Below are 9,874 nucleotides of genomic sequence, written 5' to 3' on the forward strand. Positions count from 1 at the left end.
GGTCATCATCGTCAACATCGCGGGCGTTCCTGCTCGCGGTGGGCCTCACCGCGCAGATCCGCTTCAAAAAGGCGCTGCGCACCGTCTTCGTCATCCCGATGGTGATCTCGGGCATCATCATCGCCTACGTCTTCAACTTCCTCTTCAGCAACTCCCTGCCACAGGCGGGGACCGCCCTCGGCATCCCGTGGCTGGAGAGTTCGCTGCTGGCCAACCCGGACCTCGCCTGGGTCGCGATCGTGATCGTGACGGCGTGGCAGGCCATCCCCGGCACCCTCCTCATCTACATCGCAGGGCTCCTGTCGGTGCCCGGCGACGTGTACGAGGCGGCGGGGCTGGACGGCGCGAGCAAGACGCAACAGCTCCTGCGGATCACGCTGCCGCTCGTGGCCGGCTACGTCGTCATCAACGTCATCCTGGGCTTCAAAGGCTTCCTCAACGCCTACGACATCATCGTCGGTCTCACCAATGGTGGGCCCGGTACCTCGACCCGCAGCGTCGCGATGTCGATCATCCTCGGCTTCAACGGCGGCGACTACGCCTACCAGATGGCCAACGCGGCCCTCTTCTTCGTCGTCGCCGTCGCGATCTCGCTGCTCCAGCTCTCGCTCACCCGGGGAAGGAACACCCTCTCATGACCGCTGTGAATCAGCCGGCGCTCACCTTCGAGCAGGCCGAACTCTCCGTCCCCTCGCGCCGACGCTCCGGCATCCGGCGCGTGGGCACCGAGCGCATCAACTGGTCCGCGACCACCGTCCTGGTGTTGTGCGCCGTCACGGTGCTGCTGCCCCTCTACGTCTCGATCACGATGGCGCTGAAGACCGGGGCGCAGGTCGTCGACGGCAACGCCTTCTCGTTTCCGACGCCGATCAGCTTCGACGGATTCGTGCAGGCGTGGACGCTGACGAAGTTCCCCGTCGGCCTCGCGATCTCGCTGTTGGTGACCGCCGGCACCGTGGTCGCGACGATCGTCCTCGCGGCCTTCGCCTCGTACGCGATCGCCCGCAACTGGGACCGCAAGCTCTTCCGGTACTCGTTCTTCTACCTGCTCGCGGCGATGTTCATCCCGTTCCCGGTCGTCGCGCTGCCGCAGATCCAGCTAAACCGTCGGGTCGGGCCTCGACAACCCGTTCGGCGTGATCATCCTCGCGACGATGTTCCAGCTGAGCTTCAGCGTGCTGCTGTTCACCGCGTTCCTGCGCTCCATCCCGCTCGAACTCGAGGAGAGCGCGCGGATCGACGGCGCGACGACGTGGCAGACCTTCTGGCGGCTGATCTTCCCGCTCCTCGCCCCGATGAGCGCGACGGTCGGGATCTTCGCCTTCCTGTACGCCTGGAACGACTTCATGATGCCGTCGCTCATCATCAGCGATCCGGCCTTGCAGACCCTCCCCGTGCGGCAGAACCTGTTCCAGACGCAGTTCAGCAACAACTACAACGTCGCCTTCGCTTCCTACCTCATGGCCATGGCCCCCGCGATCGTCGCCTACCTCTTCACCCAGCGATGGGTGATGGCCGGTGTCACGCAGGGCGCCGTCAAAGGCTGACCCCCGACCTCGACTTCCGAAAGGAACCCGTACGTGACCACCACCGCACCCTCCGTGCACGCCCGCGAGCTCTCCGACGCCCCCGACTGGTGGCGCCAGGCCGTGGTGTACCAGGTGTATCCGCGCAGCTTCGCCGACAGCAACGGCGATGGACTGGGCGACATCCCCGGCATCACCTCGCGGGTGCCGTACCTGGCCGAACTGGGGGTGGATGCCATCTGGCTCAGCCCCTTCTATCCCTCGGCGCTCGCCGACGGCGGGTACGACGTCGCCGACTACCGCGACGTCGACCCGCGCCTGGGGACCCTGGCCGACATGGACGAGCTCATCGCGCAGTTGCACGCCCATGGCATCCGGGTCGTCGTCGACATCGTGCCGAACCACACCTCGAACGACCACGCCTGGTTCCAGGAGGCGCTCGCCGCCGGCCGCGGTTCCGCGGCGCGCGACCGGTACATCTTCCGCGAGGGCACCGGACCTGATGGTTCCGAGCCGCCGACCGACTGGCAGTCCGTGTTCGGCGGCTCCGCGTGGGAGCGCGTCGCCGACGGACAGTGGTACTTCCACAACTTCGACGTCTCGCAGCCCGACCTGAACTGGGCGAACCCCGAGGTGCGCGCCGACTTCGTGAAGACCCTGCGCTTCTGGAGCGACCGCGGGGTCGACGGCTTCCGCATCGACGTCGCGCACATGTTGACGAAGGACCTCAGCGAGCCGCTGCCGTCCGCCGCGGAACTCGCCTCCCTGCCCCAGGACGGCAACCACCCGCTCCTCGACCGCGACGACGTGCACGAGGTGTACGCGGAGTGGCGCGCGGTGTTCAACTCCTACGACCCGCCCCGTACAGCCGTCGCCGAAGCGTGGGTGCACCCCTCGCGCGTGCCGCTGTACGCGAGCATCGAGAGCCTGGGGCAGTCGTTCAACTTCGACCTGCTCGAGGCCGACTTCGACGCGGGCCAGTTCCGTCGCATCGTCGCCGACAACCTCGCGCTGGCCGCGCAGTCGGGGTCGTCGACGACGTGGGTGCTGTCGAACCACGACGTCGTCCGCCACGCCACGCGCTACGGCCTGCCCGACGCGGAGCGCGGTGCCGACGGTCGCCCGACGCTCAAGCACGGCAACGAGTGGCTGCTCTCCGGCGGCACCGAGCCCGCGCTCGACACCGAGCGGGGCGACCGCCGCGCCCGCGCCGCCGCGCTCTTCGTGCTCGGCCTGCCGGGTTCGGCGTACCTGTACCAGGGCGAGGAACTCGGCCTGCACGAGGTCGCGGAGATCCCCGACGCCGACCGCCAGGACCCGACGTTCTTCCGCAGCCCCGGGGTCGACATCGGGCGGGACGGATGCCGCGTCCCACTGCCGTGGACCGCGTCCGACGCCGCCTTCGGCTTCGGCGCGGGCGGGGCGCACCTGCCGCAGCCGGAGTGGTTCGCCGCGTACGCCGTCGACCGCCAGGACGGCGACCCGACCTCGACGCTGTCGCTGTACCGCCGCGCCCTCGATCTGCGGCACGAGCTGCAGACCGCCGAGGAGCTGGAGTGGCTCGACCTCGGCCGCGAGGACGTGGTGGCCTTCGCCCGTCCCGACGGCTGGACCGTCGTGACGAACTTCGGCACCGAGCCGGTGGCGCTCCCCGTGGGCGAGGTGCTGCTGTCGAGCCTGCCCGTCGCGGGAGGCGCGCTGCCCGGCGAGGCGTCCGCCTGGCTGCGGAGCGCGTAGCCCCCGGCATCCCCCTCTGTTGTTCAGTGTCCAAGACACGCCGTATTGCTCCGGCCGCATACGGCGTGTCTTGGACACTCAACGGGCCTGGGCGTCAGGGGAGCGATGCCCGCACCACCACCGGCATCTCCACCAGGTGCTCGCCGGGGGGAGGGCCGTCGGGGGCCAGGAGCAGTTCGACGGCGCGGCGGCCCATCGCCTCGTGCGGCAGGCCGATCGTCGTCAGACCCGGGCGGAGGTACGCGGCCAGCTCGTCGTTGTCGAACGAGACCAGCGCCACGTCGTCCGGCACCCGCAGCCCGGCCTCGCCGAGCGCCTGCGAGGCGCCGAACGCGAGACGGTCGTTGAGGCACACGATCGCCCGGGGAGGGGGACCGGATGCCAGCACCCGCGCCGTGACCTCGTGCCCGTGATCGGGCTCCCACAGCCAGATCGACTCCTCGCGGGAGAAGGTCATGCCCTCGCGTGCCATCGTGTCGTAGATCCCGCGCAGGCGGGCGGCGACCGTCGCCGAGCGGAACAGGTCGCGCTCGGCCTCGGCGTCGTAGCCGAGGAGCAGGATGTCGTCGCGGATGCCGGCATCCCTCAGCAGCTCGATCGCCCGACGCCCGCCCGTCTCCTCGTCGGGCAGGACGCTGCAGCCGTGGACCTCGTTCGTGGCGTTGAGCATGACCGCCCGCACGCCGGCGGGGATCGGCGGGACGAGGATCTCCCGCGCCCGCATCGAGGCGAAGATCACCCCGTCCACCTGCCGATCGAGCAGCGCCGACACGGCCTCGGCCTCGCGTTCGGGCTCGCCGCCCGTCTCGGCGACGAGCACGACGTGCCCGGCGGCCTCGGCCGCGCCGAGCGCGCCCTTGATGAGACCGCTCGCGAAGCGGGTGGTGGCGACGAGATCCGAGACGAACCCGATCGTGTGCGAGGTGCGGGTCCGCAGGGCCCGGGCGGCGACGTTGGGGCGGTACCCGAGTTCCGCGGCGGCGGCCAGGACGCGCTCGTGCGCGTCGCGCGAGAGCCGGGTGTCGGGTCGACCGTTGAGGATCATGGATGCCGCGGAGGGGGAGAGTCCCGCACGGCGCGCGACATCGCTCAGCGTGACGCGTTTGACCATGCCCACCTCCCGGCTCGTCGGCGACGGTGCCGACGGTAACGATCTTCCGTCGAATCTTGACAGGGCCGAAGCGGTCTGCGTAAATAGCCCTGCTAAATCCTTTCAGCACTGTACCGCAGGGAGGATCGCACCAGGAACACCCCGTTCGGGTACTCGCAGCACAGACGAAGGAGTCGACATGTCCACCCGTACCCCGCGCCCGCGAACCCGTCGCGTCGCGCCCCTCGCGCTCGCGGCGATCGCCGGCCTCACCGGCGCCCTGCTCGCCGGCTGCGCCCCCGGCGCCGCCGCGCCGCAGACCGCCGCCGCGACCGACGTGAGCACCGAACTCACCAGCGACCCGGTCCAGCTCACGATCGCCGACGAGACCGGATTCCCCGTCACCGACAAGCTGACCGAGGAGTTCACCAAGCAGCACCCGAACGTGACGTTCACCATCACGCGCGACACGTTCCAGAACCTCACGGCCAACGCCCCCAAGCTCCTCGCGAGCGACACCCCTCCCGACCTGATCCGTCTCCCCACGCTCGGAGACACGGTCAAGGACGGACTCGTGGCCAACCTCGACCCCTACTTCGACGCGTACGGCTGGGACGCCTGGCCGGCGTCGCAGCTCGCCCCATTGCGTATGAGCGAGGACGGCATCCGCGGGTCGGGGTCGCTGTACCAGCTCGGCCTCGGCTACAGCATCACCGGCATCTACATGAACGACACCCTCGCGTCGCAGCTCGGCATCACCGCCCCGCCGCAGACCCTGGCCGAGCTCGAGGCCGACATGGCCAAGGCGAAGGCCGCCGGCATCCTGCCGATCATGGCGGGCGACAAGGACGGCGTGGTGAACTTCGTCGTGCAGGCCGCGATGAACCAGTACGTCGACAAGGACCAGTTCCTGTCGTGGATGTTCAACGAGCCGGGCGCGCGCTACGACGAGCCGGGCAACGTCCAGGGCGCCGAGCTCATCCGGAAGTGGGCGGATGCCGGGTACTTCCCGTCCGACATCAACGCGATCGACTACTTCACCTTCACGAGCCGCTTCTCCGCGGGCGAGGGTCTGTTCACGTTCAACGGCAACTGGGAGGCCGCGAACTACCAGAAGGCGCTCGGCGACAACGTGAGCTTCTTCCTGGTGCCGCCGGCCGAGGCGGGCGCCGACCACGTCGCCATGGGAGCGGCCAACTCGTTCTCGGTCGCGGCGAAGTCGAAGCACCTCAACGAGATCGTGTACTTCCTCAACTGGGTGCACACCGACCCCGCGGCGCGCCAGATCATCGTCGACGTCACGGGCGCCTCTCCCGGTGGCGACCCGAGCCTGGCGCTCCCGACCGTCCAGCCCGGCTCCCTCATCGAGAACGCGCTGAAGATGTCGGCGCAGATCGGCGCCGAGAACGGCCAGGTCGACTTCATGGCCAACACCACCGCCGGCATCTACGCGGGCTCGATCATCCCCGAGTCGCAGCTGCTGGTGACCAGCCAGATCACCGGTCAGGACTTCGTCGACCGCGTGCAGAAGTTCTACGAGAGCGAGGTCGGCAAGTAATGACCGATCGTGCGGTCGCCGTCGCGGCGGCCCCTCCCTCAGACGCCGCCGACCCGGCGACGACGACCGCACCGCCCCGGCGGGCCGCTGCACGCGCAGTGGCCCGCCGGGCCACCCTCGCCGGCTGGCTGCTCCTCGTCCCCGCGCTCGGCTTCTACGTCGCGTTCGTCATCTGGCCCCTGTTCCAGGGTGTGCAGTACTCGTTCTACGACTGGAACGGCATCGGCGTGGCCAAGTGGGTGGGGTTCGGCAACTACCTCACCGTCTTCACCGACCCCGACCTGCTCGGCGCGATCCGCAACGCGTTCGTGCTCATCGCGTTCTTCACGATCATCCCCGTGGGGCTCGGGCTGGTGCTCGCGACACTGATCCGTGGCATCCGGTACAAGGCCTTCGCGGCCACCGCGCAGACGGTGCTGTTCCTCCCGCAGATCATCCCGCTCGCCGCCGCCGGTATCGCGTGGTCGTGGATGTACGCCCAGACCGGTGCCGTGAACCAGATCCTCGGCTGGGTCGGGCTCGGCTGGATCACCCGGCCGTGGCTCGCCGACTACGGCACGGCTCTTCCCGCTGTGGGCCTCATCGGCTCGTGGGTCCTCACCGGATTGTGCACCGTGCTGCTGCTCACCGGACTCGGCAAGATCGACGTCTCGCTGTACGAGGCGATCCGGCTCGACGGCGCCGGCTGGTGGCGGGAGTTCTTCACCATCACCCTGCCGGGCCTGCGGCAGGAGATCGCGGTGCTCGTCACCGTCACCGTGATCGCCGCACTGTCGAGCTTCGACATCATCTACACCTCGACGCAGGGCGGCCCCGGCCGCGCGACCCTCGTGCCCGGTCTGTCGATCTACCGGATCGGCTTCACGCAGAGCGACGTGGGCCTGGCCTCGGCGTTCGGCATCGTGCTCATGGTGCTCGTCCTCGTCGTCGTGCTCCCCATCCAACGCCTCTCGAGAGCGAGTGACTCGTGATCGCCAGCCGCACCGAGCGCGTCCTCGGAACCGTCCTCCTCGCTGTCGCGGCGATCGTAACGCTGCTGCCCCTGATCAGCATGTTCTCGGCGGCGCTGCAGCCCGCCGACCGCAACCCGACCGGGCTCACGTGGCCGACCGACCCGCAGTGGGGCAACTTCGCCACGGCGTTCGAGACCGGTCACGTGTGGCAGCTCATGGGCTCGAGCCTGGTCATCGTGCTCGGTGTCGTGCCCGTGAGTCTCGTCGCCGCGACCCTGGNCGGGTTCGCGCTCGGCTCGCTGCAGGTGCGGTTCGGCCGCGGAGTGCTCGTCTTCTTCGTGCTGGGCCTCACGATCCCGGTCGGAGCCCCTGATCATCCCGCTGTACTACCAGGCGCAGTCGATGGGCACCGTGAACCCCCGTGGGCCGTGATCTTCCCCCTGATCGGCCTGTACATGCCGTTCGGCGTGTTCTGGATGCGCGCGCACTTCATCAACGTCCCGCGCGAACTGTCCGAGGCCGCGCGCGTGGACGGGGCATCGCTGTGGCGCGAGTTCCGCAGCATCCAGCTCCCGTTGGCGACGCCGGCGCTCTCGGCCCTCGCGATCCTGCTGTTCATCTGGACCTGGAACCAGTTCCTGCTCCCGGTCGTCCTCATCGCCGACCCGCTGCAGCGGACCGTCGCGGGCGCGCTCACCTTCTTCCAGGGGCAGTACTCGCTCAGCATCCCCCTGCTGAACGCGGGCGCGCTCATCATCATCACGCCGGCCGTGCTGCTCTTCCTCGTCTTCCAGCGGCAGTTCATCCGTGCGCTCGTCCAGGGCGCCGTCAAGGGCTGAGCGCCCGACCCTCCTTCCGAAACGGACATCATGACGTTCACGCTGCCCGACCACTGGGTCTGGGACTTCTGGCTCGCCCGCGACGGCGACACCCACCACATGCTCTTCCTGCAGGCGCCGACGAGCCTCGGCGACCCCGATCTGCGGCACCGCAACGCCACGGTGGGGCACGCGACCTCGAGCGATCTGCGCTCGTGGACCGTGCATGGAACGGTGCTCGAGCCGGCCGGGGGAGAGGCTCCGGATGCCACGGCCACCTGGACCGGCAGCATCGTCGAGGAAGCGGCCGGGTGGCGCATGTTCTACACCGGGTCGCGGTTCCTCGAGCCGGGGCGGATCACCAACGTCGAGACGGTGCTCGCCGCCACCTCGCGGGATCTGACCGAGTGGGGGAAGGACCCCGCCGTCGTGGTCGCGGCCGACCCGCGCTGGTACGAGACGCTCGCCGCCGGCACCTGGCACGAGGAGGCGTGGCGCGACCCGTGGGTGTTCGCGGATCCCGACGGGGACGGCTGGCACATGCTCGTCACCGCCCGCGCCGTCGACGGTCCGGGGCGCGACCGCGGGGTCCTCGGACACGCGTGGTCGCCGGACCTCGTGCGGTGGGAGGTGCGGCCGCCGCGCAGCACCCCCGGCGCGGGGTTCGCGCATCTCGAGGTGCCGCAGGTCGTGCAGGTCGAGGGGCGGTGGGCGCTGGTGTTCTCGTGCGACTCGGCGCACCTCGCCGGCGACCGGACGGGTGAGCGCGGAGGCATCTGGGCGGTGGCGCTGGACGACCCGCGCGGCCCGTACGACGTCGGCCGTGCGACGCTCATGGCGCCGGAGAACCTGTACAGCGGCCGGATCGCCGAGGACGCCGACGGCCGACCCGTGCTGCTGGCGTTCGAGAACGTCGCCGCGGACGGCGCGTTCGTGGGCACCCTGTCCGACCCGCTGCCGGTGGCCTGGGACGGCGACCGCCTCGTGGTGACGGAGCTCGTCCGATGACCTCGGTGCAGGGGTTCGCGGCATCCGGATTCGAGGTGGTCGCCGAGGCGTTCCGCGCGGCGTTCGAGACTCACCCGGGCATGGGCGGTGCCCTGTCGGTGCGCGTCGACGGGCGCGAGGTCGTGGACCTGTGGGGCGGCACCGCCGACTCCCGCGACGGCCGCCCGTGGGACCGCGACACCCCGACCGTGGTGTTCTCGTGCACGAAGGGCCTGATGTCGGTCCTCGCGGCCCGGCTCGTGGCATCCGGTCGCCTCGACTACGACCGTCCGCTCGCCGAGCTGTGGCCGGAATTCGGCGTCGAGGGGAAGGACACCGTGACCGTCGGCGACGCGCTCGCGCACCGCGCCGGCGTCTCGGCCCCGCGCGTCGACGTCAGCCGCGCGCAGCTGCTCGACTTCGACGCGGTGTCCGCGATCATCGCGGCGCAGGCGCCCCTGTGGACGCCCGGCGAGGGGTGGGCGTACCACGCGCTCACGCACGGCTGGATCTCGGGCGAGATCGTTCGGCGCGCCGGGGGAGTCGGGATCTCCGCCGCCTTCGGCGACATGGCGGACGCGGTCGGCGGCGGAGCCTGGCTCGGGATGCCGGCGGAGGTCGCGGCATCCGTCGCCCACCTCGAGGTGGGACCGACCCTCGCCGCGGGCGTCGCCGCTCAGGCCGCCGCGCGAGACCCCCACGGCGTCGACTGGCTCGACCGGGCGATGACCCTCGGTGGCGCGCTGCCGCCCACCCTCGTGACGGAGGACGACGGATTCAACGCCGACGACGTCCGCGCCGCGGTCATCCCCGGCGCCGGCGGGATCGCGACCGCCCGCGCGCTCGCCGCGATGTGGTCGGCGACCGTGGCCGAGACCGACGGCGTGCGGCTCCTCGACGACGCGACGGTGCGGGAGGCGGGGCGCGAGCGCACGTCGGGCGCCCCGGTCTTCGACGCTCCGGCGCCGTGGCCCCGCTGGGGAGCGGGCATGCAGCTGGACTCCGAGGCGCGCCGCTACCTGGGCCCGAGCAGCGTCGGGCACGACGGCGCCGGCGGGCAGGTCGCCTTCGCCGACCTCGACGCCCGCGTCGGCTTCGCGTTCGTGACGAACCGCATGGAGTCCGAGGACCCGCGCGCGACGCGCATCGTCGAGGCGCTGCGGGAGGCGCTCGGCTGAGCCGGCGGCTTCAGGCGTGAGGGGTCA

The 9,874-nt window shown here is 70.5% G+C and carries 7 protein-coding genes and 2 pseudogenes; 8 read left to right on the top strand and 1 reads right to left on the bottom strand.

Features of this window, described 5'->3' with window-relative positions; all coding sequences use genetic code 11:
- The 3 genes and pseudogenes from I5G_RS19985 to I5G_RS01495 form a co-directional block, all read left to right on the top strand.
- Positions 1-638 (top strand): annotated as a pseudogene (locus I5G_RS19985) (carbohydrate ABC transporter permease); the annotation flags it as partial.
- Positions 635-1,547, top strand: a pseudogene (locus I5G_RS19990) (carbohydrate ABC transporter permease). The pseudogenes I5G_RS19985 and I5G_RS19990, both read left to right, overlap by 4 nt.
- 33 nt (positions 1,548-1,580) lie before the next feature.
- Positions 1,581-3,263, top strand: coding sequence for a glycoside hydrolase family 13 protein (locus I5G_RS01495; protein ID WP_022877472.1), 1,683 nt, complete (start codon positions 1,581-1,583; stop codon positions 3,261-3,263).
- Between the two features lie 94 nt (positions 3,264-3,357).
- Here I5G_RS01495 and I5G_RS01500 read toward each other — a convergent pair whose 3' ends face one another.
- Entirely contained in the window at positions 3,358-4,374 is a 1,017-nt protein-coding gene (locus I5G_RS01500) for a LacI family DNA-binding transcriptional regulator (RefSeq protein ID WP_036325644.1), read from the bottom strand.
- A 178-nt stretch (positions 4,375-4,552) separates the two neighbouring features.
- Here I5G_RS01500 and I5G_RS01505 point away from each other — a divergent pair, with 178 nt between their 5' ends.
- From I5G_RS01505 to I5G_RS01525, 5 genes are all read left to right on the top strand, one after another.
- Positions 4,553-5,911, top strand: a complete 1,359-nt coding sequence (locus I5G_RS01505) for an ABC transporter substrate-binding protein (protein ID WP_022877473.1) — start codon at positions 4,553-4,555, stop codon at positions 5,909-5,911.
- The gene (locus I5G_RS01510; RefSeq protein WP_022877474.1) at positions 5,911-6,882 is read left to right on the top strand and encodes a carbohydrate ABC transporter permease; all 972 of its coding nucleotides are present in this window, start codon (positions 5,911-5,913) and stop codon (positions 6,880-6,882) included. Before I5G_RS01505 ends, I5G_RS01510 begins: the two co-directional genes overlap by 1 nt.
- Positions 6,879-7,703 carry a carbohydrate ABC transporter permease gene (locus I5G_RS19995; protein WP_083896516.1) on the top strand — a complete coding sequence of 275 codons (825 nt, stop codon included), beginning with the start codon at positions 6,879-6,881 and terminating at the stop codon, positions 7,701-7,703. The genes I5G_RS01510 and I5G_RS19995 overlap by 4 nt, the downstream gene beginning before the upstream one ends.
- A gap of 30 nt (positions 7,704-7,733) precedes the next feature.
- Positions 7,734-8,690: a hypothetical protein gene (locus tag I5G_RS01520; protein WP_022877475.1), complete on the top strand. Its 957-nt coding sequence runs from the start codon at positions 7,734-7,736 to the stop codon at positions 8,688-8,690.
- Entirely contained in the window at positions 8,687-9,847 is a 1,161-nt protein-coding gene (locus I5G_RS01525; protein WP_022877476.1) for a serine hydrolase, read from the top strand. The genes I5G_RS01520 and I5G_RS01525 overlap by 4 nt, the downstream gene beginning before the upstream one ends.
- Positions 9,848-9,874 lie beyond the last annotated feature (27 nt).

Source organism: Microbacterium sp. B19 (assembly GCF_000333395.1).
Lineage (GTDB): Bacteria > Actinomycetota > Actinomycetes > Actinomycetales > Microbacteriaceae > Microbacterium.

What these genes read in the sequence shown, in the direction of transcription:
- I5G_RS01500 (WP_036325644.1), bottom strand. Translation starts at nt 4,374, where the DNA reads ATGGTCAAACGCGTCACGCTGAGCGATGTCGCGCGCCGTGCGGGACTC.
- I5G_RS01505 (WP_022877473.1), top strand. Translation starts at nt 4,553, where the DNA reads ATGTCCACCCGTACCCCGCGCCCGCGAACCCGTCGCGTCGCGCCCCTC.
- I5G_RS01510 (WP_022877474.1), top strand. Translation starts at nt 5,911, where the DNA reads ATGACCGATCGTGCGGTCGCCGTCGCGGCGGCCCCTCCCTCAGACGCC.
- I5G_RS01520 (WP_022877475.1), top strand. Translation starts at nt 7,734, where the DNA reads ATGACGTTCACGCTGCCCGACCACTGGGTCTGGGACTTCTGGCTCGCC.
- I5G_RS01525 (WP_022877476.1), top strand. Translation starts at nt 8,687, where the DNA reads ATGACCTCGGTGCAGGGGTTCGCGGCATCCGGATTCGAGGTGGTCGCC.